The sequence below is a fragment of the Alteromonas halophila genome (genome assembly GCF_014651815.1).
In the GTDB taxonomy this organism is placed as follows: Bacteria; Pseudomonadota; Gammaproteobacteria; order Enterobacterales; family Alteromonadaceae; genus Alteromonas; species Alteromonas halophila.
Window position 1 is genome coordinate 109,637 of sequence record NZ_BMXP01000005.1, and the last position, 23,972, is coordinate 133,608.

At 50.6% G+C, this 23,972-nt stretch carries 22 protein-coding genes; 15 read left to right on the forward strand and 7 right to left on the reverse strand.

Translation table 11 applies throughout. The annotated features are described in order from the left end of the window. The first annotated feature begins 185 nt into the window (after positions 1-185). From IE054_RS11330 to IE054_RS11340, 3 genes are all read left to right on the forward strand, one after another. A complete protein-coding gene (locus IE054_RS11330; RefSeq protein WP_373293882.1) occupies positions 186-2,681 on the forward strand; it encodes an acylase in 2,496 nt (831 codons plus the stop codon). 82 nt (positions 2,682-2,763) lie between these two features. After that, positions 2,764-3,783 (forward strand): protease SohB, encoded by a 1,020-nt coding sequence (sohB, locus tag IE054_RS11335; RefSeq protein WP_189406525.1) that lies wholly within the window; start codon positions 2,764-2,766, stop codon positions 3,781-3,783. Positions 3,784-3,787: 4 nt separating this feature from the next. Then, positions 3,788-4,417, forward strand: a complete 630-nt coding sequence (locus IE054_RS11340) for a TetR/AcrR family transcriptional regulator (protein ID WP_189406528.1) — start codon at positions 3,788-3,790, stop codon at positions 4,415-4,417. A gap of 33 nt (positions 4,418-4,450) precedes the next feature. Here IE054_RS11340 and IE054_RS11345 read toward each other — a convergent pair whose 3' ends face one another. After that, positions 4,451-4,798: a hypothetical protein gene (locus IE054_RS11345; RefSeq protein ID WP_189406530.1), complete on the reverse strand. Its 348-nt coding sequence runs from the start codon at positions 4,796-4,798 to the stop codon at positions 4,451-4,453. 93 nt (positions 4,799-4,891) lie between these two features. On the opposite strand from IE054_RS11345, the gene IE054_RS11350 reads away from it, so the two are divergent. The 3 genes from IE054_RS11350 (at position 4,892) to IE054_RS11360 (ending at position 6,939) form a co-directional block, all read left to right on the forward strand. Further along, complete coding sequence (locus tag IE054_RS11350; protein ID WP_229805109.1) at positions 4,892-5,653, forward strand: Nif3-like dinuclear metal center hexameric protein; 762 nt, start codon at positions 4,892-4,894, stop codon at positions 5,651-5,653. 2 nt (positions 5,654-5,655) lie between these two features. Beyond that, a complete protein-coding gene (locus IE054_RS11355) occupies positions 5,656-6,399 on the forward strand; it encodes a methyltransferase domain-containing protein (protein WP_189406538.1) in 744 nt (247 codons plus the stop codon). A gap of 348 nt (positions 6,400-6,747) precedes the next feature. Then, positions 6,748-6,939, forward strand: coding sequence for a CsbD family protein (locus IE054_RS11360; protein WP_189406540.1), 192 nt, complete (start codon positions 6,748-6,750; stop codon positions 6,937-6,939). A 26-nt stretch (positions 6,940-6,965) separates the two neighbouring features. On the opposite strand, the gene IE054_RS11365 is transcribed toward IE054_RS11360, so the two are convergent. Both IE054_RS11365 and IE054_RS11370 read right to left on the reverse strand, forming a co-directional pair. Next, complete coding sequence (locus IE054_RS11365) at positions 6,966-7,952, reverse strand: 2-hydroxyacid dehydrogenase (protein ID WP_189406542.1); 987 nt, start codon at positions 7,950-7,952, stop codon at positions 6,966-6,968. Positions 7,953-7,962: 10 nt separating this feature from the next. Next, a complete protein-coding gene (locus tag IE054_RS11370) occupies positions 7,963-8,451 on the reverse strand; it encodes a glutathione peroxidase (RefSeq protein WP_189406544.1) in 489 nt (162 codons plus the stop codon). 117 nt (positions 8,452-8,568) lie between these two features. On the opposite strand from IE054_RS11370, the gene IE054_RS11375 reads away from it, so the two are divergent. Further along, positions 8,569-9,429, forward strand: coding sequence for an NAD(P)-dependent oxidoreductase (locus IE054_RS11375; protein WP_189406546.1), 861 nt, complete (start codon positions 8,569-8,571; stop codon positions 9,427-9,429). Here the strand turns inward: IE054_RS11375 and IE054_RS11380 are convergent. Continuing rightward, on the reverse strand, positions 9,404-11,098 hold the full coding sequence (locus IE054_RS11380; RefSeq protein ID WP_189406548.1) for a response regulator: 1,695 nt from the start codon (positions 11,096-11,098) through the stop codon (positions 9,404-9,406). The genes IE054_RS11375 and IE054_RS11380 overlap by 26 nt on opposite strands. A 288-nt stretch (positions 11,099-11,386) precedes the next feature. Between IE054_RS11380 and IE054_RS11385 the strand changes: the two genes are divergently transcribed. The 5 genes from IE054_RS11385 (at position 11,387) to IE054_RS11405 (ending at position 17,037) form a co-directional block, all read left to right on the forward strand. After that, positions 11,387-12,880 carry a CoA-acylating methylmalonate-semialdehyde dehydrogenase gene (locus IE054_RS11385; protein ID WP_189406550.1) on the forward strand — a complete coding sequence of 498 codons (1,494 nt, stop codon included), beginning with the start codon at positions 11,387-11,389 and terminating at the stop codon, positions 12,878-12,880. A gap of 11 nt (positions 12,881-12,891) precedes the next feature. Continuing rightward, positions 12,892-14,046, forward strand: a complete 1,155-nt coding sequence (locus tag IE054_RS11390; RefSeq protein ID WP_189406552.1) for an acyl-CoA dehydrogenase family protein — start codon at positions 12,892-12,894, stop codon at positions 14,044-14,046. Positions 14,047-14,062: 16 nt separating this feature from the next. Further along, a complete protein-coding gene (locus IE054_RS11395; protein WP_189406554.1) occupies positions 14,063-15,208 on the forward strand; it encodes an enoyl-CoA hydratase/isomerase family protein in 1,146 nt (381 codons plus the stop codon). Next, entirely contained in the window at positions 15,205-16,092 is an 888-nt protein-coding gene (gene mmsB / locus IE054_RS11400) for a 3-hydroxyisobutyrate dehydrogenase (RefSeq protein WP_189406556.1), read from the forward strand. Before IE054_RS11395 ends, mmsB begins: the two co-directional genes overlap by 4 nt. Positions 16,093-16,197: 105 nt before the next feature. Next, positions 16,198-17,037, forward strand: a complete 840-nt coding sequence (locus IE054_RS11405) for a putative RNA methyltransferase (RefSeq protein WP_189406558.1) — start codon at positions 16,198-16,200, stop codon at positions 17,035-17,037. A 19-nt stretch (positions 17,038-17,056) separates the two neighbouring features. On the opposite strand, the gene IE054_RS11410 is transcribed toward IE054_RS11405, so the two are convergent. Then, entirely contained in the window at positions 17,057-18,580 is a 1,524-nt protein-coding gene (locus tag IE054_RS11410) for a DUF3413 domain-containing protein (RefSeq protein WP_189406560.1), read from the reverse strand. A gap of 11 nt (positions 18,581-18,591) precedes the next feature. Beyond that, entirely contained in the window at positions 18,592-18,807 is a 216-nt protein-coding gene (locus tag IE054_RS11415; protein WP_189406562.1) for a YejL family protein, read from the reverse strand. Between the two features lie 233 nt (positions 18,808-19,040). Here IE054_RS11415 and yejK point away from each other — a divergent pair, with 233 nt between their 5' ends. From yejK to IE054_RS11430, 3 genes are all read left to right on the forward strand, one after another. Continuing rightward, positions 19,041-20,111 carry a nucleoid-associated protein YejK gene (gene yejK / locus IE054_RS11420; protein ID WP_189406564.1) on the forward strand — a complete coding sequence of 357 codons (1,071 nt, stop codon included), beginning with the start codon at positions 19,041-19,043 and terminating at the stop codon, positions 20,109-20,111. A gap of 221 nt (positions 20,112-20,332) precedes the next feature. Continuing rightward, positions 20,333-21,208 carry a 6-carboxytetrahydropterin synthase gene (locus IE054_RS11425; RefSeq protein ID WP_189406566.1) on the forward strand — a complete coding sequence of 292 codons (876 nt, stop codon included), beginning with the start codon at positions 20,333-20,335 and terminating at the stop codon, positions 21,206-21,208. Positions 21,209-21,241: 33 nt separating this feature from the next. Further along, positions 21,242-22,045, forward strand: a complete 804-nt coding sequence (locus tag IE054_RS11430) for a M23 family metallopeptidase (RefSeq protein WP_229805115.1) — start codon at positions 21,242-21,244, stop codon at positions 22,043-22,045. Between the two features lie 30 nt (positions 22,046-22,075). Here the strand turns inward: IE054_RS11430 and IE054_RS11435 are convergent, their stop codons facing one another. Beyond that, positions 22,076-23,857: a M61 family metallopeptidase gene (locus tag IE054_RS11435; protein WP_189406570.1), complete on the reverse strand. Its 1,782-nt coding sequence runs from the start codon at positions 23,855-23,857 to the stop codon at positions 22,076-22,078. Positions 23,858-23,972 lie beyond the last annotated feature (115 nt).

Consider the following 23,972-nt stretch of genomic DNA (forward strand, 5'->3'; position numbering starts at 1 on the left):
ATGCCTGAATTTCATAGTCGTTAATTGTATGTGTGGATAAGTTAATGTATTGTTAATTGGTCCGATCTGTCAGCAACGAGGCACCGCATTCAGGGATGTAACGTGCTGATATGAAATACTAAAACAAACTCTATGAGGGACTACGCGTGAAAAAGAATTCTGTTAAGACCGTAGCCGGGCGCTCACTGATCACCTTGGGTGTGGTATTGGCTCTATATGGCTGCGGCGGCAACGACAACGACTTTGATGATGTCGAAACGACTCCAACTCCACCGCCCCCGACAACACCGGAGCCCGCTCCCGCGGTTACTGCATTTGATGATGACGGTACACTGGATGCGGAGATCACCTGGACGACCTATGGTGTGCCACACATCAAGGCCGATAACCTGGAAAGCATGGCCTATGGTGTGGGCTACGCGTTCGCCAGAGACAACCTGTGTATTCTGGCAGATCAAATCGTCAAATATAATTCTGAACGTTCCAAATATTTTGGTCCCGACACACAGCCGGGCAGTGGCGACTCTGAAAACCTGATCAATGACTTTGGTTTTCTGACAGTTGGAATTCGTGAAATGGCGGAAAACGATCTGTCATCGCTTTCTGCGAATAGTCGCGCCATGTTGCAGGGCTACACAGCGGGGTACAACCGCTACCTGGCTGATACACCGGTAGACGAGCAGGATCCTGCGTGTGCCGGGCAACCCTGGGTTCAGCCCATCGATTCTGTAGACCTTCTGACATATTCACTGGGCGTCGCCTTGCTGCCCGGTGCCGCTAACTTTTTAGGCCCGATGTTCTTAGCCGCACCAGAAGGGGAAAGTTATTTGCCCACGCCGGTGGCTCAGGCGCAGGCATCAGCGGCGACGCCCACGATTTCCGTTGATAAGGCCAATATCAAACTGCCAGAGAGAAACCCCCAGGACATGGGATCAAATGGCTGGGGACTGGGCAGCGACAAAACGACGAACGGCAAAGGTATGGTACTGGGTAACCCACATTTCCCGCATACCGGTAACCTGCGTTTCTGGCAGTTCCATACGCAGATCCCGGGGCATTTGAATGTCACAGGCAGCTCTCTGATGGGACTTCCTGGCGCAGTAAACATTGGTTTTAATGAAAACGTGGCCTGGACACACACCTTCTCAACGGCTGAACACTTCGTGGTTTACCAGCTGACGCTGGATGAAGATGACGCCTCTGATATGACGCATATGGTTGACGGTACGCCGCGTGAAATCTATGAAAAGCCGATGCAGATTGAAGTGGCGGTGGGCCCCGGACAAACCATCATGCTGGAAAAGACCGCCTACTACACCAACTACGGGCCTATGATTGAAGTGCCTGGAAACTTTGGCTGGGGTGACGGCGAAGCCTATGCAATTAAAGATGCTAACCTGCCGAATTACGATGTTATCGATCACTGGCTGGCGATGAACATGGCGACATCAATGGACGAGTTTAAACAGGCGTTCAAAGACTATGATGGCGTTATTTTCAATAATACCATGGCGGCATCGGATGATGGCCAGGTATTTTACATCGATGATTCCACGGTACCAAATCTGACTCCGACTGCAATCAATGAGCTGACCACCAACCCGTTGCTGATTGGCGCAAAACAACAGGCCGGGTTTACGATTTTGCCTGGGCACCTGTCAATCTTTGACTTCGAGCGTCCGGTACCCTATGAAAATGCGCCTAAATATGAAGGCACAGATTCGGTACAGAACTCTAATGATAGTTACTGGCTGACGAATATTGATGCTCCGATTGTCAATCCAAACCCACTGTATGGCCGCACCGGTAATCAGCAATCGCTGCGCTCTCGGATGGGACAGAAGCTAATTGAAGAAACCGGCAGCGACAATACCTTTACACCGGACGAAGTTGAGTCACTGGTGCTGAGCAACCGTAGCTACCTGGCTGAGGCCATTCTGCCGTCTCTGCTGTCAGCCTGTGAAGCGCAGGGCGACACACCGGTAGAGGTGGATGGCCAGTCTGTCGATATTTCTGACGCCTGTGCGGCACTGGGCAACTGGGACATGCGCATGAACGTAGAGAGTGTGGCGGGTCATGTGTTCCGTGAGTTTGCCTTCCAGTTTAACCGCAATCCGCAGTGGGCGGTTGACTATGATCCACAGCAGCCCGCGACGACGCCAAATGGCCTGCTTGAAAATGAGACAACCATTGAGCAGTTTGCCCGGGCAGTGATGGTACTTAACGAGGCGGGGGTAGCACCTGATGCGCAGTTTGGTAGCGTGCAGTTCGTTGAGCGAAGCCTGCCAGATGGCAGCGCATCAGGAAATAAACTGCCGTGGGCTGGTGCACATAATATTGAAGGCGGCTTTAACGTCTTTAATATCGTGCCGGGCAACAATGGAACCAAGTTACCGCGTCACACGTATCCACCGCTGAACAGCAATACCATTATGAGCGCCGAGGCTGAGGGCTACCATATCAACTATGGCAGCAGCTGGATGATGGTCATTAGCTTTACAGATGAGGGTCCGCAGGGAAGAGGTATTTTGAGCTATTCGCAGTCACGCGTATATGGCAGCGACCACTTCCTTGATCAGACGCAGTTGTATTCAAATGGTCCCGCGTTTCGCGATATTATCTTCACAGATGAAGATATTGCAGACAATACGATCGAATTTCTGCCACTAAGCTCGCAGTAAACTATCGTTGTACGTGGACAAAAATGGTATAAAAGGGCCTGTTTTAAACAGGTCCTTTTTTTCGCTTGAAGGAGAAATATTTTTGGAGTTTTTGTACGAGTACGGACTATTTTTGGCCAAGGCGGTAACGCTGGTCGTGGCATTGGTGGTGATCATTGCTGCCATTGCCGGTGCTGCGAATAAGCAGAAGCAGGGCAAAGGTCACCTTGAAATTCAGTCGCTGACGTCACAGTTAAAAGACGTTACCAATTATGCCCGTCAGGTGTTGCTGGATAAAGCAGCACTTAAAAAGCTGGCGAAAGAGCAGAAAAAGGAAGCGAAAGAAAAGAAAAAACAGGGTGAAGATAACGCGCCAAGGTTGTTTGTTATTGATTTTAAAGGCTCCATGGACGCACATGAGGTGGAGACCCTGCGTGAAGAAATCACGGCTATTTTGTGCGTGGCTGACAAAGGCGACGAGGTGCTGGTTCGCCTTGAAAGTGGTGGTGGTGTGGTACATGGCTACGGCTTAGCTGCGTCGCAATTGCAGCGCATCCGTGATAACGAACTCTCGCTTACTGTGGCGGTAGACAAGGTCGCGGCCAGTGGTGGCTACATGATGGCCTGTGTGGCCGATAAGCTACTGGCCTCCCGGTTTGCGTATATTGGTTCTATTGGTGTACTGGCGCAGTTACCTAACTTCAATAAGGTACTAAAGAAAAACGACATCGAATTTGAACAGATTACGGCTGGCGATTACAAACGCACCCTGACCATGTTTGGTGAAAATAACGATGAGGGGCGCAAAAAGTTCAAGGAAGAAATAGAAGAAATTCATGTGCTGTTTAAAGACTTTGTGCATGAACATCGTAAAGATATGGACATTGCCAAAGTCGCAACCGGTGAGTTCTGGCCTGGTATTAAAGCCAAAGAACTGGGACTGGTTGACGATATCATGACCTCCGATGATTATATTTTGTCTCACTATCCTGCCCGGGAAATTTTCAGCGTTAAATATGCCCAGCGTAAAAATGTGGCGGAGAAGCTTGGCTTTTCTGTCGCCATGGCCGCTGAGCGTGCGGTAATGCGGGTATGGAGTAAGGCCCAGCACTGGATTGGTTAGCTGAATGGCTAAGCAGACCAAGCAGGCAATCCTGGATGTTGCGCAGCGTCTTTTCTCCGAGCAGGGGTTCAATCAGACGTCGATGCGCAGCATCACTACAGAAGCATCGGTCAACCTTGCATCGGTGAACTACCATTTTGGCAGCAAGAAGAACCTGATTCAGGCAGTCTTCAAGCAGTATTTTGATGTGCTGATGCCCAGTGTTGAGAAGACACTGCAGCAGACTGCCTCTTCTGAAGGGGAACCGGGCGTCCGCAAACTGCTGATGGCGCTGATCCCCGCCATGATAGAATTAAACAGCGTCAGTCGTAATGGCACAGCCATATTCGTGCAGTTACTGGGTCGTGGCTACAACGAAACGCAGGGGCATTTGCGGCGGTTTATCATGCAAAGTTACGGCGATACGGTTCGAAAGCTGGTAGACGCCATTCATGCACGATTACCCTCACTCAGTGATGAAGAGATCTTCTGGCGGATCCACTTTGCGATGGGCAGTTTTGTTTTTTCAATGGCATCCAGCCAGGCGCTGACAGAAATTGCTGAGGCCGATTTCAATCGTCAGGTGTCGATTGAAGATGTGATGATTCACCTGGTGCCGTTTATTTCACAGGGGATTGCAGGGCAGGGTAAATAACCGCATGCGGGAGGTCCGCATGCGTTACGATAGTTAGCGTGGACGTATTGAACCCGGCTTTTCGTCTTCCAGTTGTTTTGCGTAGAAGTCTTTAACCGAAAAGCCGCCACTGGCTTTCTTACTCTTTTTAGCAGGGGCTTTTGCGGCAGTCTTTTTGGCCGGCTTTTTCGGCGCGCTTTCTGCTTTTGGGGCTTTACTGGCACTGGATGCGCCCCCGTTGAGTTCGGCCGTCATTTCTTCCAGTTGACTGATGCGCACATTTTTACCACCATCAACACTGTACCAGCCGGCTTTTGCTTCAATCTCTGGCTTTTTGCCATGCGCTTTCTGATATGCTTGGGTGAATTCCTCAATAATCTGTTCTTTATTCACTTTACTCATTAGTATTTGAACTCTGTAGATTGTTAAAAAAATGTCAGTTCAGGTTTTTTATAACGTTTTCCGCTCAGAATGTCTAATTTTCCCGGAGGAACCGTGTCTATAAGTACTCAGTCGCTCGTCTCTCATTTATCTTCTTTGCTACGCAGTGATGAAATAAAAGATTATTGTCCTAACGGATTACAGGTGCAGGGTAAGTCAGAGATTGCAAAAGTGATCACCGGCGTTACCGCCACACAGGCCCTTATCGATCAGGCGATAACGCAGCAGGCCGATGCCATACTGGTGCATCATGGTTACTTCTGGAAAGGAGAGGCGCAGGAAATAACCGGCATGAAGCAACGCCGGATAAAAGCCCTGTTAGCGCACAATATAAATCTTATCGCCTATCACCTGCCGCTGGACGTTCACCCGGAGTTTGGTAACAACCGGCAGCTGGCACATGTACTTGGTCTTGTCGACATCAGTAGTGTTAGTAGCGTAAAGCCGGAAGGATTACTTATGCTTGGCGAGTTACCTGACGCCATGTCGCATGTTGGGCTGGCTTCACTGATTGAAGAGAAGCTCGACAGGCCGCCTTTATCGGAAGCGGTCATCGACCGTCCCATTAAAAAGCTCGCATGGTGCACAGGCGGCGGACAGGGCTTTATCGAGCAGGCTGTTATGGCTGGCGCTGATGCCTTTATTACTGGCGAGGTATCAGAGCAGACCATCCATACTGCCCGCGAAATGGGAATTGACTTCTATTCTGCCGGCCATCATGCAACAGAACGCTACGGTGCCAAAGCGCTGGGGGAATATGTTGCCGATACCTATGGTCTGAACGTCAGCTTTATCGATATTCCTAATCCGGCCTGAGCATGAAGTCAGATCAGATTTTTGACGGACTGGCTGACAAGTTTGCAGCGAATATTTATGGCACCACCAAAGGTCGCCTTCGTCATCAGCTCTTATGTGAAGCGCTGGAACCCTGGCTACCTGAAACGCCGGCCCGGATTCTGGAAATTGGTGGTGGTACCGGCGTTATGGCACACTTTCTTGCTCAGCACGGCCACAACGTTGTACTCACCGATGCGTCTGAAGATGTATTGGTACATGCGAAAGAACTGTTAAGTGACACCGCCGGGGTCACCATCCGTCACGCCAGGTTACAGGATAGTCATGATATCCATCGCTACGACATGCTGGTGTGTCATGCGGTACTGGAGTGGCTGGACAACCCAATGGAGGCTATTGCGTTTATGGCCGGTGAAATGCAAAAAGGCAGTCTGCTAAGCCTGAGCTTCTTTAACCGGGACGCCTTGTTATTCGGTAATGCACTGTATGGCAATTTTGACTACATCGAGCAGGGAATGCAGGTAAAGAAAAAAGTCCGGCTGAATCCACACAACCCGTTGCCAGTGCAGCCTGTGATTGAAGCCTGCGAACAGGCCGGACTGACCGTCAGAGCTAAAACCGGCATTCGCTGCTTTCATGATTATCTTAAAGATCGAGATATGCAAACCAGCCACTATGAACAGTTACTGGCGCTTGAACGCACCCATAACCAGCGCCACCCCTATTTATGGTTGGGGAAATACTTTCACCTGATGCTGGAAAAATAAATCACGCCCGCATCACAAGACACCCACCGTTGCCAGTCGCCCGGACAGCCATTTCTGAACCAACACGTCCCGGCATCAATGACACCTGGTCTGGTTCTATAAGCAAGGACACCCGGACTGGCAGCACATGCCTGTTCAACGTCAAAGCGATCCCCCTGAAAGTTATACGTTGCCAGAATGAAACTTTTACATGACAGCGTGGTGAGTTGATAGGGCTAATATTATCTGAATAACTGTAAGTTTATGAATTTCATGCGTTAATTTAGTGGTTTTAGAGGCTGGCGTGCAGGTTGCACCGCATAAAACTGAGATAAAACCTTTTTAAATTAATGAAGACAGGAGACTGAAATGAACAGCGATCGCATTGAAGGAAACTGGAAAGAAATGAAAGGCAAGGTTCAGCAGCAGTGGGGAAAACTGACTGATGATGACCTGGATAAAATCGATGGACGCCGCGAGGAGCTGGTAGGAAAAATCCAGCAGGCATATGGAAAAGACAAAGATGAAGCTGAGCGCGAAGTGGATAACTTCTTTAAGTGATCAGCAAAGGCGCCGTGGTGGAGCCATCACGGCGCTAAAAAGTTGTCATTGTTCTCCCCCGGCATTCGTATATTTGCGACGGTAACTGCAGCAATTTCCTGCATCGCTTCCTGCGTAAAAAAGCCCTGATGACCGGTAATAAGAACGTTGTGAAAGCTGGCCAGACGTTCAAACTCATCATCCTGAATAATCTCCAGAGAGTGATCACGAAAAAAAAGCTCAGACTCCATTTCGTACACATCAAGCCCCAGGTAGCCTATTTTCTTTGATTTCAACCCTTTAATTACAGCTTGAGTATTCACCAGACCGCCCCTCGAGGTGTTAATCAGCATCACCCCATCACGCATTTGGGCAATCGTCTCTTCATTTATCAGGTGATAACTGCCTTCATTCAGCGGGCAGTGCAGAGTAATGATATGGCTGGTACTAAGAAGTGTTTGCAGGTCGGTGTAGGACGCCCCCAGCGCCTTTACAGACTGAGCAGGCATGGGGTCATAACACAACAGCGTACAGCCAAACCCCGACAGAATGCGGGCTACTGCCTGACCAATCCGTCCGGTGCCAACAATACCCACGGTCTTGCCATGTAAGGTAAAGCCCTGCAGGCCCTGGATATCAAAGTTGCCTTCCTTCACGCGATTGTAGGCTTTGTGAGTCTTGCGGTTGAGCGTAAGTATCAGTGCCAGTGCGTGCTCAGCCACGGTGTGGGGGCTGTAAGCCGGCACCCGGGAGACGCGTAACCCCAGCTTTTTTGCCTCATCTACATCAACATTGTTGTAGCCGGCGCAGCGCAGCGCGATATGTGAAACACCCGCATCAGCAAGCGCGCGGACCGTCTCGCCACATACTTTATCATTCACAAAAATGCAGACAGCATCGAAGTCGTGACAGGCTATTGCTGTCAGAGGGGTTAAGGGTTCTTCGATAAAGGTATAGGATAAATGCCCGTCGCTGTTGGCGCTTTCGAGCATGGCTTTGTCGTAGGGCTTGCAGCTAAATACACCAACCTTCATGTTTCAGTCCTTATGCAGGCTTCGCAACCAGTTCGGCAATGCGATCTTCGATCCTGGCGGGCGTTGTCGTAGAACCGAAGCGTTCAACGACGTGTCCATGCCGGTCAACCAGAAACTTGGTGAAATTCCATTTAATCCTGCGGCTGCCAAGAAAGCCGGGGGCTTCCTGCTTTAATTCTACAAACAATGGGTGAGCGTCATTTCCATTCACGTCAACTTTGCTAAAAAGCGGAAAGCTGACGCCAAAGTTCATCTCGCAGAATTGCTGAATCTCGTTGTCTGAGCCAGGCTCCTGGTGGCCAAACTGATCGCAGGGAAAGGCTAGAACAGTAAAGCCTTTCTCATGATAGCGTGTGTAGAGATCCTGCAGTTCTTTGTATTGCGGTGTGAATCCGCATTTACTGGCGGTGTTCACAATCAGTAATACCTGACCCTTGTAGTTGTTTAACGACTCGGGCTGGCCATTATTTCGCGTGGCGGAGTGATCAAAAACAGACATAACAATTCAGCCAAACTTACTGTAATACTGTAATACTGTAATTTCAAGCTAGCAAAACCGGCGAAGAACACAACGGTTTTTTTGGTAAACTGAGGTAAAAAGCAAACAGAGAAAATTATGACAATACAAAATGTGGCATTTCTTGGATTAGGAGTGATGGGCTACCCCATGGCAGGTCATCTGGCTCGTGCTGACTTTACGGTAACGGTTTTTAACCGCACACCTGATAAATCGGTGCGCTGGTGTGACGCATATCGCGGCAGGCGCTCAGAGACGATTGCAGAGGCGGTTAGCGATGCCGATGTCGTTATGATGTGTGTGGGCGATGATAACGATGTTCGCAGTGTGGCAACAGAAGCGCTGCAGGCAATGAAGCCGGGCAGTGTACTGATTGACCACACGACCGCATCGGCAACCATTGCCCGTGAGTTGTTTAGCAAAGCCAGAGAACATGACATCGATTTTTTGGATGCCCCTGTTTCAGGCGGTCAGGCGGGGGCGGAAAATGCTGCGCTGACGGTGATGGCTGGCGGGGAAGCCGCTGTATTCAATAAGGTAAAGCCGGTTATCGACAGCTATGCCCGTCACAGTCAGTTACTGGGTCATGCGGGCAGTGGGCAACTGGCGAAAATGATGAATCAAATCTGTATTGCCGGTATTGTTCAGGGCTTGTCAGAAGCCCTTCATTTTGGTCAGCGTGCCGGGCTGGATTGCAATAGCGTTATTGATGTCATTAGTAAAGGCGCAGCCCAATCGTGGCAAATGGAGAACCGCGCGGCGACAATGCTTAAAGGCGAGTTTGACTTTGGTTTCGCCGTTGACTGGATGCGCAAAGATCTGGACATCGCGCTGCAGGAAGCACGCAACAATGGTTCAACGCTGGCACTGACCGCGCTGGTTGATCAGTATTATGCTGATGTGCAAAAGTCAGGTGGTGGTCGCTGGGACACGTCTAGTTTGCTGACGCGTCTTGACTGACCCTCTGATCGTCCTTCATAGACGTCTCAGGCGTTGTTTCATCGCTGGCTTCCGGCGGCAGCAGCACACTGGCATGGTGATTCACCGTTGTGGTTAACTGCGTGAGCCGTGCGCGGTTGCTGTCGCTCATCGGCAGGTGAGGGATGGTGTCGAGTAATTGCCGGATACTGTACTGCCGATACTGTGGCGAGCCGGATTCAATCATACAATGCAGCAGATTGAGTCCGAAGGCAGCGGTGTGGTCTGACAAATCAAAGGCGTCATAAAACCGCTGCATTGCCTGAACATAGTGTTTGTCAACAAACAGCCTGGTACCTTCTTCGTTCAGCACCATTGCCTGATCCTTAGCCAGTCCAAGCTTCTTGCCACTCACTGAGATAGCCTGATAATTGAGTACCTGTTCGGAAATATTCATACTGTTACTGTTTTTCTGCTGTGCAAGGTGCATCAGATCCCGCGCCTTACTTTGATCCCCGGCGGCATGATGGACTTTGGCCGCGATAACCAGCGTTGGCGTTTCTGCGCGTTCAAGGTGAGCCGAATTAAGCACCGTTTCAAGCAGGTGCGATAGTTTGTCCTGGTCATTGTCCAGAACCGCCGAGAATGCCAGCAGATAGTCGCGTTTTTGCGTGGTTTGCGGATCGGACTGACTACGGCCGGCTATACCAAGCAGGCGACGTGCCTGGGTGAGACTTTCCTGACGATTGCTGGACGGACTTTGTTCGGCAATATGCAGGTAAAATTCCGCCAGTTCGAAGGTAAACTCGTTGAATCTGTCTTTTGCACTTCTGTGCATGGCGCGTTTTTTCTGCAGCAGCTCGATGGCCTCCAGGGTCCTGTCCTGTAACTGGTACGCAATAGTTTTCATGCGTGTGGCGGGGAGACTCAGCTCACTGAATTTTATGTTATCCAGATACTGTTCGGTCTGATTGTATGCCTGTTGCTCAAACGACATGGAGGCCAGCCACTCAAACGCGCGCTCTCTGGCTAATTCATTTCCCAGCAATGCGGTCAGTGTGTCACGACATTGTGGCCACTGACCGGCGGCATGCTGGCATTTGATTTTTCCCCATTGCGCCCACAGTACTTTTTCTGAGCGCATCAGTACCGAGTCATACATTTTAGCGGCGTTGTCGATATCTCCGGCTTCCAGCAACAGCCGGGCATGTAATTTCAGCACATCAGACTTAAGCCGGGCAGGTACCTCATCTTTGCTGAGCCGTGTCATCATGCGCAATGCAGCGCTCAGGTCATTTTTATCCAGTAAGCGCAGTACGTTCGCAACAAAGCCGCGGTATGTCATGTAATGTTCGAGATGCCGGGTCAATGAAGCAATGGTGTAGGGTTTTATAATCAGGATGTCGGGGTGGACGTCGATAATACGGCCGATTGTCTGCGGCAAACGATCAGAGGTGATGAAAATAAGCCCTGTCGAAGGCTTAAGTAACCCTGACTGGCGTAACTGGATGATCCATTCCGTGCCGGTGCGTCCCTGTCCGAGGTGATAATCCATCAGGATCAGCTCGAAATGTTGCTTTCGCAGTGCGGCGCGCAACTCGTTGCCGGTTGCGAAGCTGCTTACCTCATAAATCCCCAGTGGCAGTAAATGACTGCGAAGGGTATTTCGGGCATTGGCGTTGTCTTCAACTATTGCCAGTCGGTATTGCACGTGCTCACCTGCCTGTGTCCCAATCCATTGGGTCAACGTAATGATGTTATTCAGCTTATCAGTCCGACAGACAAAGTACAGTAACCTGCAGTAATACGTAAGGTGCGCTCAGAATACCTGCTACGCGAGATCCAAGCATGACCGGCAATGGTATACATAAACAAAATTACACAAAATTCTGTCACATTAAATTTACATGCGTAAATGCTTTGTTTTAAGTTAACGTTTACGTCAAGGAGAGTTATCCGCTAAGGTGCTCCCATCCCGTGAAACCAGACAGAGGTCACCATGAACAAGGTACCCTTATTAATCAACGGACAATTTATTCAGTCCGACACTTCTTCATATATTGATGTTACCAACCCTGCGGACAATAGCGTCATCGCGCAGGCCCCCTGTACCACTGATGCAGAAATGGAAAAGGCCATTGCTACGGCACAAACTGCGTTTGAGTCCTGGCGTCATGTTCCGGTGACAGAGCGTGCCCGCCTCATGATGCGCTATCAGGCATTGCTTAAAGAACACCAGAAATCCATTGCGACTCTGCTGGCATCAGAAACCGGCAAAACCTTCGACGATGCCATGGGTGATGTATGGCGTGGAATTGAGGTGGTTGAACAGGCGATGAATATCCCGTCAATGATGATGGGGGAAACCGCCGAAAATGTTGCCCGCAATATCGATACTTACAGTTATGTGCAGCCACTGGGTGTGTGCGCGGGAATTACGCCGTTTAACTTTCCGGCGATGATCCCGTTGTGGATGTTCCCGATGGCTATCGCCTGTGGTAACACGTTTGTTCTTAAACCGTCTGAGCAGGATCCACAGACGCCCGTTAAACTTGCTGAACTGTTTATGGAAGCCGGGGCGCCCGAAGGTGTACTGAACGTAGTGCATGGCGGCAAAGATCAGGTGGAGCCACTGCTGACTGATCCACGCATCAAAGCCGTGTCTTTCGTAGGCTCTGTGCCGGTTGGCCAGTACATCTACCGTACTGCGACGGCCAATATGAAACGGGCGCAGTGCTTTGCCGGTGCTAAAAATCATACGGTCATCATGCCCGATGCGAATAAAGAACATGTCCTGAACAATCTGGTAGGCTCGTCTGTCGGAGCGGCCGGGCAGCGTTGTATGGCGATTTCTGTGGCTGTGTTTGTCGGTGAGTCAAAAGACTGGATCCCCGAACTGGCAGAACGCATTGGTCAGGTTAAACCCGGGCTGTGGGACGACAAAGACGCGGGCTACGGACCGCTTATCAGCCCGCAGGCGAAAGATCGCGTACTTAACCTGATCCAGGCCGGTAAAGATGAAGGGGCGATCTGTTTACTGGATGGCTCTGATTTCACGTTATCAGGCTATGAAAAGGGTAACTGGGTTGGACCCACGGTTTTCTCAGATGTGTCTACAGACATGCGAATATACAAAGAGGAAATTTTCGGTCCGGTACTCAGTTGCATGAACGCAGAGTCGCTGGATGACGCATTGCGTATTGTTAATGCCAATCCCTATGGCAATGGTACGTCTATTTTTACCAATAACGGTGCGGCAGCGCGTAAGTATCAGCACAATGTTGATGTGGGTCAGGTGGGGATCAATATTCCTATTCCGGTGCCATTGCCGTTCTTCTCATTCACCGGCTGGAAGAATTCGTTCTTTGGTGACTTGCATGCTTACGGCAAGCAGGCTATTCGTTTCTACAGTGAAACGAAGACGATTACATCGCGCTGGCTGGAAGATGATATTGCCGGTGGACCTAACCTTACTATTTCTCTTGATTCTTAAGCGGAGCCGTTATGAATTTTGAGCTAAGCGACGATCAGAAAGCCTTTGCCGATACCGCCAGGCAGTTTGCCGAACAGGCACTGGCACCGCATGCAGCACAATGGGACAGGGATCATCACTTTCCCGTTGAAGCGCTGCGCGAAGCCGGCGAACTGGGCTTTTGCGGCCTCTATACACCAGAAGAAGATGGTGGCCTGGGGCTGCCACGTCTGGATGCCTCCATTATTTTTGAGGAACTGTCTCAGGGGTGCACAACCACCACCGCAATGCTGACAATCCACAATATGGCAACCTGGATGATAGCGAAATGGGGACAGGCTGAAACCAAAGAGCGCTGGTGCCCGTCTCTGGTCACCGGTGAAAAGCTGGCGTCTTACTGTCTGACTGAACCAGGATCCGGTTCGGATGCGGCCTCACTGAAAACCACTGCTACGGCAACAGATGACGGGTATGTCATGAATGGCTCCAAGGTATTTATCAGTGGTGCTGGCAGTACTGACGTACTGGTTGTTATGGCGCGAACAGGTGCCGAGGGGCCTGCCGGCGTTACTGCCTTTGCGGTGCCTGCCGATGCGCCTGGGATCAGTTATGGAAAACCTGAAGAGAAAATGGGCTGGAATGCCCAGCCGACGCGTATGATCACTTTCGAGGACGTTGCGATTGATGCATCCTGGCGTCTGGGAGATGAGGGCCAGGGGTTCAAAATGGCAATGCAGGGGCTGGATGGCGGGCGCATTAATATTGCGACCTGTTCAATAGGGACCGCGCAGCACGCGCTTAATGTTGCGCGTGCGTACATGCAGGAACGTCAGCAATTTGGTAAACCACTGGCAGCGTTTCAGGCGCTACAGTTTAAGCTCGCCGATATGGCAACCGAACTGGTCGCGGCACGTCAAATGGTGCGTCTGGCGGCCAGCAAACTGGATAACAAACATGCTGATGCCACGACGTACTGCGCGATGGCAAAGCGGTTTGCCACGGATGTGGGCTTTAATGTATGTAATGAAGCACTGCAACTGCATGGCGGTTACGGCTACATTCGCGAATATCCGCTGGAGCGTCATGTGCGGGATGTGCGCGTACACCAGATTCTGGAAGGGACGAATGAAATTATGCGCGTCATAATTGGCCGCAGACTGATTAACGATGAGCGCGACGTGCTCTGACAAGGCAGGAGACCCGATGAGTATTGATGTGCAGGACCAAGTGAAAACTGACAAAGTATTGCTGGCTGAGCACCGTAGTGACGAAAACAGTGTCATTGCGGTTGCCACGTTAAACAAACCCAAAGCACTGAATGCCCTGGATCTGGACATGGCCAGGGATTTACTGGCAGCGCTGCGACACTGGCAAGAACGCGATGACGTGATGTGCGTGGTGCTGATGGCCGAAGGGGACAAGGCATTTTGTGCCGGTGGCGACATTGTCTCTATGTATAAAGCAATGCAGGAGGCGGAAGGCGAAACACCTGCGTTTGTTCAGGAGTTTTTCACTCAGGAATACACGCTGGATTACACTATCCATACTTATAAGAAACCTATCATTGTCTGGGGAACCGGCATTGTCATGGGCGGCGGTATGGGTCTGCTGACCGGCGCCAGCCACCGTCTGGTGACACAGTCATCCCGCCTGGCGATGCCTGAAATATCAATCGGCCTCTATCCGGATGTAGGCGGCAGCTATTTTCTGCCGCGACTGCCCGGACACACCGGTATGTTTCTGGGGCTGACCGGGGCCAGCATGAATGCCACAGATGCCTGTTATCTTGGACTGGCTGATCACACGGTCGATGAAGGGGCCCGCAAGCAACTTATAGCCTCGCTGATCGGTCATACCTGGCACAAACGTTCCAGTAAACATGAGCAAGTGGATTATGTGATTAAGTCACTGCCCAAACCAGATGAGCCACCAAAAGGCAATGTTGAGGCGCATCGCGCGTTGATCGACAAAGTCTGCGATGGGGAGTCGCTGGGTCATGTTATTCGCCAGATTGTTGATTTGGATGATTACGGGAACAAGTGGCTGGCCAAAGCCAAAGCCACCCTGAAAGCCGGCTCGCCAATCACTGCGCACCTGGTTTACCAGCAGGTAGTACGAGGTAAGGGCATGTCATTACTCGGTTGCTTCGAAATGGAACTGATCATGTCCTGCCGTTGCAGTGAGTTCGGTGAGCTTCAGGAAGGAATAAGAGCGCTGTTAATTGATAAGGATAACAACCCAGCCTGGAAATATCCGGACGTCGACAGTGTGCCACCGGAAGTGATCGTGAAGTTCTTTACATCACCGTTCAAAGATCATCCTCTGTCTGAGCTGGAGAAACTTAAATGAGCAATATCGCATTTATAGGCCTGGGCAATATGGGGGGGCCCATGGCCAGCAACCTTCTCAAAGCCGGTCATGCCGTAACGGTATTCGATTTAATCGAGTCATCTGTCGCGGCGCTGGCAGAAGAAGGTGCAACAGGTGCTGACAGTGCCGCTGACGCCGTCAGGCACGCAGATGTAGTGGTGACCATGTTACCTGCTGCCTCGCACGTTAAAACGCTGTATCTGGGCGATGATGGGATCATCAAAGCCTCCCGTGCCGGAACCCTGTTTATCGATTCAAGCACCATTGACGCAGATACGGCACGCTTAGTGGGTAAGGCGGCAATGGATGAAAGCCGCCTGTTCGTCGACGCGCCGGTATCCGGTGGCGTCGCAGGCGCCAAAGCAGGCACACTCACATTTATAGTGGGGGGCTCCAGTGAATCCATGGAACAGGCCAGACCGGTGCTGTCTGACATGGGGAAAAATGTATTTCACGCCGGGGACGCGGGCGCCGGACAGGTTGCCAAGATCTGCAATAACATGCTGCTGGCTGTCCTGATGGCGGGAACATCAGAGGCATTGCAACTGGCTATTGATAATGGTCTTGATCCAAAAGTGATGTCAGACATCATGCTGGAAAGCTCGGGTTGTAACTGGACGCTGCAAAAGTATAACCCTTGTCCGGGAGTGATGGAGGGCGTTCCCTCAGATAATGATTACAACGGCGGCTTTATGACCAAACTGATGAATAAAGATCTGAATCTGGCGATGGCGGCTGCAGCGTTAAGCGAGTCGGCCACACCGATGGCGGCGACGGCGCAGAATTTATATAAATTTCATCAGAATAACGGGCATGCCGATAAGGATTTCTCCAGTATTTTCCGTATGTTCAATAAGAGCTAAACATCGCGTAGCTCATCATTCACAGGCCGGTATCCTGCATACCGGCTTCGCTTTATTCCTCGCCTCTGGTAGCATCCGCTTACTTTTTTAAAAACCGGAGCACCTATGTGGCAATGCCCGCTGTGCCAGTCTGTACTGACACTTAATGATCGGTCAGCGCACTGCAATAATCAGCATACGTTTGACCGGGCGAAGTCAGGTTATCTGAACCTTCTGCCTGTGCAGTTCAAAAAGTCCCGGCATCCGGGCGATGATAAAACCATGTTGCGGGCCCGGCAGACGTTTCATGCCAGTCATGGCTACCTGCCACTGATGCAACGTATGGCATCACTGATTGAGGCCTATCTGAAAGTATCTGAAGGCGCAGTCACGCTGTTTGACGCTGGCTGTGGTGAAGGCACCTACCTGAATACGCTGAGTGAACTGTTGGGGGCGCAGGGGATAAAAGTAAACGGCGCCGGCTGTGATATCGCCAAGCTGGCCGTTGACATCGCCTCAAAAGCCTACAAGCCGCATCAGTTTGTTGTTGCCAGCAGCGCCAATTTGCCTGTGCAGGACGCCAGTATCGACGTGATGCTGCAGGTGTTTGCCCCTGGCAGTGAACAGGAGCAGGCCAGGGTGCTTCGCGACACCGGCATGCTGGTTACGGTGGATCCCGGTCCTGATCATTTATGCGAGCTCAAAGCCAGAGTGTATGATACGCCCCGTCAGCATCCGCTTCCTAAAAAGACTAAGCCCGGCTTTCACTGTATGACGTCGGCGTCGCTGCGCTACACACTGACCTTTTCGTCAGACGCACAACGTCAGGCGCTGCTAACTATGACGCCTTACTGGTGGCGTGTGGCGGCGTCTGCACGCGACGAAATTGCCAGAGTCCTTGACGACGTGACGGCTGACTTTGTTATCCAGCTGTGGCAGCGTGACGGGGAGCTGGCGGCGCCATAAACGACGCTGCCAGTCAGGTTTAACGCGGAACAGAAAACCGCGATAGGTGTTTGATCGCCCGGCTTAACATATCAACGTTCAGTGATTCGTTACTGCGGTTGCCGGATTCAATATCGGTTATTTCATAACTGCCATTGCTCAGCACATCGGTGCGTTTGCCATCGTGGATAACGATCACACGCTCGCCGGAGGTACTGACCAGCCAGTTACGGGATGGCGCCAGCAAGTTCTGACCGGTAGAATAAGTCATCACCGGCGCGTTACAGCCCAAAGCGCCAAGCACAGTCGGTACAAGATCTTCAGTGGATGCATTACCCGCGCGCAGTGCCATGTTGGTGTAAAGCTGTCCACGCGATGCGCCGCCTTCCTGACCAAATCCCGTGGCAATAATAACTGACTCATTATTAAGATTTGTCGACGCAATGTAGTCAGAAATTTTGCTGGCGGGCAGAAAGGCAACCTGCAATCCGTTTGCCTGAGGGTTTAAGGGTTGCTGGTATTGTTTCAGTTTGTCAGTGGGCAGACCCTTATCAATATGAACAGACACAGGCATGCCTAAGCCGCTTGCCAGTGCCAGCATTACCGGACGTTTCTGCTTCAGTGTTTCCTGGTAGATCTCTGGTACACCGTAGAGCGTTGTCATTACCAGACTATCGGCGCTGGAAGCCGTAGTGTAGTAGTTGTCCAGCGCCCTAAGTTCACGGGTGGCTGTTGACGGCAGCTCACCATCGTCAGTTTGCACCAGAATGCTGATATTCCTGCTGGTATCTATGGCGCAGTAAACAGGCTCGGCCGGGTAATGAATTTGATGTACCTGAGGGTCAAACTGCAACTGCTTGCGCTTGAGGTAGGCATCCATATCAAGCAACCCGTAGCGTGACATGGTAGTCTTTGCCGTGGCCGGATAAGACAGCGGGAACATATTGTCCTGCTTGATAATTGGCTGGTACAAGTGCGCATCGGCCCACACGTGTACCGCATGACTTGTCACAAAACACAGCACAAAAAAGGTGGTGACCGGCACACCAATACGGTACTTGCTGAAGCGTTCAACCCGCTTCCACAGCGCATTCGCCAGAACCAGCTGAAAACCCAGCCAAACGACAAACAATAACAGCAAGAATCCCCATTGCTGCCAGCCCAACTGACTCAACTGAATGGCCACATCACCGCGCAAAAGATCGGCTGAATTACTGTTCAGATGAAACCCAGTGCGGTTAAACAGCAAGGCGTCAAAAGCCAGCAAGGCAAGGCCAACCGCCGCTATCACGGACGCGACAGCCTTAATGACACTGGCGTTAGAAACCAGATAACACAAGGGTAAGACAAATATGACAAAGCCAAAGAATGTCATAAAGCCGATGTGTCCGAACCAGTTGGTAAACAGGTATAACGAGCCTAGCCCAGTACCGGGCGCGGGTGAGGAAAAAATAAAGATGGACGCGATAATCAGGGCAATAACAATGTTTGCCAGTGCGAACCAGTGTCCCCAGTTGACCAGTTTCGTCACGCGTTGGCGACGTGGCGACTCAGCTAATATCATGCGAACTCCGGCTACCCGCTAACACTTTTCTTCAGTACCTGGGTAAACTGGTCGAGCATTGCCTCACGTTTTTCAGGGGCTACCTGCTGAGTAAAAATATGGGTGATCACATTCCCCAGCACCATCAGTGATAAATCCCGGTTTGCTTCATTTTTTTCAAGGACAAGAATGACTTCGTTCATTAGCGCTTCGAACTCTTGATTAGAGTATCGGCTTTGTTGGGGCATTTTGACGCCTCTTTATATAGTTTCTTTGACGAAAAGAATCGATTTCGGATTAAAATGATTATAATCGTTGTTTGAGTGATAACAATCATTCATTCCAAAATCCTGTGTTATGGGCTCAATTTTCCATTGATTTAGTGGCTGTCGGACGGTGTCATACCGATCTGGTCACTTGGCTGACGCATTCGTGGGCTGTAGACTATCTCTCATTTTTATTTAAGGAGCACCGCTTTACTATGAGTGCACTGATACACCACTTTGTTGTTCACCGCATTGCGGTAGACGAACAGGATAAACTTGTTGCCGTACCACGGGATAAGTGCCTTGACGTAACACCGGAAATAGAATCACTGGCGCAGCAGATTAACCATAGTTTCAATGTTAAACCCGGCAAAGGGGTGGGGCATTTTCTAACTGATGACAGTGAACAGGAACTCAATGAAGAGCAGACTGCGGTTGCCAGCGGGCTGACGAATTTCTTAAGCCATAAAGATCAGGGCGGCGATGATCTGGATACGCGGTTTCACGGTTTTTCACTAGAGGCCACGTCACGGCTTGTTAAAACGCTGATTGATACCGGCACGGTAGAAACCGGCTTTCTCATATTTTGTCAGTACGAGTTTCTGGCAACACAGTACCTGATGATCACATTGCTGAATACCCGCTCTCACGTTGAGGTCAATCAGGCCCTTGAACTCAACGCCAAAGAGCATCTTGATCTTGCACGGATGCAGCTGGCAGTAAGAATTGACCTGACGCAATGGCGAGTGCAACCGGAACAACAGCGTTATATCAGCTTTATAAAAGGCAGAATGGGGCGCAAGGTGTCTGACTTTTTCATGCAGTTTATCGGTTGTGAAGAGCGGGTTGATGTAAAGCAGCAAAATAAACAACTGGTATCCGGTGTAGATGCCTATCTGGCCAGTGAGCAGCTTGATCCACAGGAACAGCATCAGCACCGTGAGGATGTGAAGTCCTATTTTAAAGAAAAAATTGATGCTGGCGAGACGCTGTCCGTAGAAGAGCTGTCCTCCCGCTTACCTGCCGATGATGAACAGGGACGCAGTTTTTCGCAGTTTACACAATCTTTAAAGACCCCCCTTGAGAAGGAAATACAGCCGGATCCGGCCGCGCTCAGACAACTGGCGAAATTTTCAGGTCAGGGCGGCGGCGTGTCTCTGAGTTTTGAACGAAAACTGCTGGGTGACAGAGTTTTTTATGACCCTGCTGCCGATACGCTGACAATTCGGGGAATACCGCCAAATCTCAAAGATCAGCTGAACCGTAAATCTCAGGCCGATGATTGAACTGTGCGGCGTTTAAAAAAAACGTATACTAGAAGCCTGACAGACGTAACCGTGTAGATAACACAGTTTCAGAGCAGATAAGCCCGTTCCGTGCCTGTCGGGTACATTAACTGGTACTGAGGGTTGTGTTTGTGTAGACAGGTACAGAGCGAACACAGCGCAAGCATAAGTGCGCGGTGTAATTGTGTCGTAACTTATACGGCAAAGATGATAAGGACAATATGCAATTATTTGTTAATGATCTTACGGTAATGGACTTTTCTTACCTGTGCCCGGAGCGCGGCATGGTAGGCGAGAGCTGGATTGTGGATGTCATTCTCGACGGTGACCTCAACGAGGAAAGCATGGTTCAGGATTTCGGTAAGGTTAAAAAAGATCTGAAAAAACTGATTGATGAGTACGTCGATCACAAATTACTGGTACCCGCTGATCATCCTTCGGCCGGTGTCCGTCATGAAGACGATAGCGAACAGGTGGAAGTGCAGTTTAGCTGCGACGATGGCGATAATATTCTGCTTTACTGTCCGGCAGACGCTTATGCATTTATTTATGCAGATACCATCAGTATGGCATCGGTCAGGGACTATCTGCGCGAAGTGATAGCCATTCATTTACCCGATAACGTGGAAAATATCACGCTGAATCTGCGCACCGAAGTGATTCAGTCGCCTTTCTACCATTATACGCATGGCCTGAAAAAACATGACGGCAACTGTCAGCGGATTGCCCATGGGCACCGTTCGAGAATTGATGTATTTCATGACGGTGAAATCAGCGAGGCGAGCCAGAAATACTGGTCGACACGTTTCAGTGATATCTATATTGCGACACAGGAAGACTGTATCGACTACGACAAGCGGCAGATGAATGCAAACGTCAGTGATCCTGACGCTTATCTTTGCCTCGCGTATGAAGCGTCACAAGGGTATTTTGAAATGTTGATCGCGAAAAAACGTAGTGAAGTCATTGAAACAGACACCACCGTTGAATGTCTGGCTCAGTTTATTTTCAACGAAGAGAAAAAACGGGTACCTGCACCGCGCATACAGGTGATGGCCTACGAGGGAGTGGGCAAGGGTGCCATTGTCGGGGAATAAAAATTGCGAATACTTAACCGCTATACAAAAACGTTGCTTACCTGTCTGCTGACATCATTACCGCTTATCGTAACAGCGCAGCAGGACATCGTGCTTAACGGCAAACTTACCCAGGGTAGTCTGGTCCGGGGCCAGGTGGCGCCCGGAAGCAGTGTGTCACTCAATGGCGAACCGGTAAAGCTCAATGCTCAGGGTAAGTTTGTGATTGGTTTTGAGCGTGATGAGACGTTGTCGCACACACTCAGGGTGGAAAAGCCAGACGGAACCACGAAATCCCGGCAAATTACGTTGTCAAAGCGCGACTATGATATTCAGCGTATCGACGGTCTTGATCAGAATATGGTGACACCGCCAGCATCGGTGCTTAAACGTATCCGCCGTGACAGCGCAAACGTTGCCAGTGCGCGGGCTGGCGATAGTGACAATGATGCTGTTTTTACCCGATTTATCTGGCCAGCTAAAGGCCCAATCACTGGTGTGTATGGCAGTCAGCGGGTACTAAACGGCGATCCCAAGCGTCCGCACTATGGGGTTGACGTTGGGGGACCAATAGGCACGAAGGTGATTGCCCCTGTCAGCGGTACGGTTACGCTGGCTGATGATCTTTATTACTCCGGGAATACCCTGATAATCGACCATGGCATGCGCGTGTTTTCAACCTTCTTGCATATGGACACCATCACCGTCAGTGTCGGCGACACGGTCGAAAAAGGCCAGCAAATCGGTACGATTGGGGAAACGGGTCGGGCTACCGGGCCGCACCTGGACTGGCGCATCAACCTGGGAAATAAGCGTCTGGATCCGCAATTACTGGTCACAGGCTCCCCCAACGACTAGCGTTGGGGGCAGGGTGCCGGTGTCGCTGGCTCAGATAAGACCCAGCCATCGTTCAAACCGTTGCGTATCTTCAATGGTAAAGTAGCCGACATCTTCTCTGGCCCTGAGTACAGGCAAGTCGCAGTGAATAAGGCGTCCATCACGGGCAACGGTCAGTGAAAGGGATGCTGACGCCGACGCGTTGAGGTAGCGCTGTAGCAGTTTGTCGTCTACTACTGTGCCATCAGCGGCAATGATTGTATCGTTTATCTGCAGACCCGCCTGCTCAGCGGCAAGCCCCTCGGCGACCTGCAAAACGGTAACGCCCATTGCCGCACTTTTTACTGACGCACCTAACTGATGCCGGTTACCTGTACTGTCTGGCTTGTGCCCGCCCTTATCATCGGATGACTGACGGCAACGGAAATGCAGGGCTAGACCAATATCGCTCAGGTATTCCTGCAACGGCACATCTTCGGTGCCATACACCACAGCGCTGAGGTAGTCAGAAACATCGATACCAAAAGCACGGTGACAGAGTGATTCAATTACCTCATCCGGCGTACCACTTTCGTCTTTACCGTAGTCATTCCACAAATGTTGCATCAGTGTATCCAGCGACACCCTGCCATCTGACTTGCGACGCAGCAGTAAATCAAGACCGAAAGCGATGATCCCTCCCTTCGTATAATAACTGACGATATGGTTGGGTGAATTGGCATCCTGTTTGTAGAAGCGGGTCCAGGCGTCGAAACTACTTTCGGCGGCGCTTTGCTTATGACGACCGGCACCCTGCAAGACCCGGGTCAGGTGAGCCGATAGTATATCGAGGTATTTTTGTGGTGATACCACACCACTGCGGGCCAGGGTCAGATCATCGTAGAAACTGGTAAATCCTTCATAGATCCACAATTGTGGGGTATAGGCTTCTTTACTGAGATCCGGCGCGACCATCAGTGCCGGCTTGATACGTTTCACATTCCAGGTGTGAAACAGCTCATGGCTGCACAGGCTAAGAAAATTGATATAGCTATCGGTGGTGCCCTCTTCCCCGGGCATGGGTAAATCTCCCCGGGGAAACAACAACGCCGTTGAGTTACGGTGTTCAAGACCGCCGAAACCACTGCTACTTAGCAGAGTCATAAACAGGTAATGCTGGATTGGCTGAGGATCACCAAACAGTTGCATATGGTGCTCGCAAACTGGAACCAGATCCCTGGCAATACGATCCAGCGCCAGTACCGGCTCTCCAGAGAATAAAAGCGTAAATGTGACGTCATTTACGACTATGTCGCGGGTAACACAGCGGCCAATAAAAATAGGGTGATCGATGAGTTCATCGTAATTGCCGGCATTATACGTAAAAGCAGTATCCGGTATTTGCGCCATGCTGGTATGAACCGATTTCGCCGTATCTTCCGGTGCATTAATAGTCAGGGTGCAGGGTAAGTGAGTAGCCTCCTTTATCTGCAAAAACACACTGGTGCCGTTACAAAATGCGTATTCATCATTGATGTATGCTGAACGTACGGACAAATCGAAGGCAAACACATCATAGCTTATCTGAACCGGCTGTCCGTGCGTGGCTATTTCCCAGGTCTGCTTGTCCTGTTTGTGGCTTAGTAACACCGTGCCGTTCTCATCTGTTGCCTGCAACCGTATGATTTGACGGGCGAAATCTCGGATCATGTAACTGCCGGGGATCCAGGCAGGCAGTGTAAGTGACAGTGTATTGCTGTCGTGGGCAGGAATGCTCAGCGTCACCCTGAAAGTATGTTGCTCCCATGAGTGAACGGCCAGATGATAATGTAGCAACGCGTTGTTTTTAAACACAACACCTCCGGTCAGGCTATTAAATAAGATGTAGCTATCATGCTACACGCAGAAGTCTTTGTCAGCCTTCAAAAAATTGGTTACATTGGTTTAACAACGTCAAAGTAATCATAGC

Excerpts from the sequence above, each read along its gene's own strand:
- IE054_RS11340 (WP_189406528.1), top strand. The coding sequence starts at position 3,788 with ATGGCTAAGCAGACCAAGCAGGCAATCCTGGATGTTGCGCAGCGTCTT.
- IE054_RS11345 (WP_189406530.1), bottom strand. The coding sequence starts at position 4,798 with ATGAGTAAAGTGAATAAAGAACAGATTATTGAGGAATTCACCCAAGCA.
- IE054_RS11355 (WP_189406538.1), top strand. The coding sequence starts at position 5,656 with ATGAAGTCAGATCAGATTTTTGACGGACTGGCTGACAAGTTTGCAGCG.
- IE054_RS11360 (WP_189406540.1), top strand. The coding sequence starts at position 6,748 with ATGAACAGCGATCGCATTGAAGGAAACTGGAAAGAAATGAAAGGCAAG.
- IE054_RS11365 (WP_189406542.1), bottom strand. The coding sequence starts at position 7,952 with ATGAAGGTTGGTGTATTTAGCTGCAAGCCCTACGACAAAGCCATGCTC.
- IE054_RS11370 (WP_189406544.1), bottom strand. The coding sequence starts at position 8,451 with ATGTCTGTTTTTGATCACTCCGCCACGCGAAATAATGGCCAGCCCGAG.
- IE054_RS11375 (WP_189406546.1), top strand. The coding sequence starts at position 8,569 with ATGACAATACAAAATGTGGCATTTCTTGGATTAGGAGTGATGGGCTAC.
- IE054_RS11385 (WP_189406550.1), top strand. The coding sequence starts at position 11,387 with ATGAACAAGGTACCCTTATTAATCAACGGACAATTTATTCAGTCCGAC.
- IE054_RS11390 (WP_189406552.1), top strand. The coding sequence starts at position 12,892 with ATGAATTTTGAGCTAAGCGACGATCAGAAAGCCTTTGCCGATACCGCC.
- IE054_RS11395 (WP_189406554.1), top strand. The coding sequence starts at position 14,063 with ATGAGTATTGATGTGCAGGACCAAGTGAAAACTGACAAAGTATTGCTG.
- mmsB (WP_189406556.1), top strand. The coding sequence starts at position 15,205 with ATGAGCAATATCGCATTTATAGGCCTGGGCAATATGGGGGGGCCCATG.
- IE054_RS11405 (WP_189406558.1), top strand. The coding sequence starts at position 16,198 with ATGTGGCAATGCCCGCTGTGCCAGTCTGTACTGACACTTAATGATCGG.
- IE054_RS11410 (WP_189406560.1), bottom strand. The coding sequence starts at position 18,580 with ATGATATTAGCTGAGTCGCCACGTCGCCAACGCGTGACGAAACTGGTC.
- IE054_RS11415 (WP_189406562.1), bottom strand. The coding sequence starts at position 18,807 with ATGCCCCAACAAAGCCGATACTCTAATCAAGAGTTCGAAGCGCTAATG.
- yejK (WP_189406564.1), top strand. The coding sequence starts at position 19,041 with ATGAGTGCACTGATACACCACTTTGTTGTTCACCGCATTGCGGTAGAC.
- IE054_RS11425 (WP_189406566.1), top strand. The coding sequence starts at position 20,333 with ATGCAATTATTTGTTAATGATCTTACGGTAATGGACTTTTCTTACCTG.